At 67.5% G+C, this 338-nt stretch carries 1 pseudogene; it reads left to right on the forward strand.

The window, feature by feature from the left end:
- A pseudogene (locus ADL25_RS50555) lies at positions 1-338 on the forward strand (hypothetical protein); the annotation flags it as partial.

Raw genomic sequence — 338 nt, forward strand, 5'->3', positions numbered from 1 at the left:
TACGGGCCACCTACAACCGTTACGGCGGTGTGAGGCACATGATCGCCGCCCTCGATCTGGCCACCGGCAAGCTGTACTACCGCATCCGCCCGCGCAAGCTGGCGGGAGTTCCTCGGCCTGCTCAAGGCCCTGCGGGCCCGCTGGCCCGGCCAGAAGCTGTATGTGGTGCTGGACAACTTCTCCCCGCACAAGCACGCCAACGTCCTTGCCTGGGCGGCCGGCCACGAGGTCGAGCTGGTCTGCCGACCTACGGATCCTGGCTGAACTGGATCGAGGCCGAGTTCGCGGCCCTGCGCTACTTCGCACTCAACGGCACCGACCACCGCAGCCACGACGAG

This window comes from Streptomyces sp. NRRL F-5122 (assembly GCF_001507435.1).
Taxonomy (GTDB): Bacteria; Actinomycetota; Actinomycetes; order Streptomycetales; family Streptomycetaceae; genus Streptomyces; species Streptomyces lannensis.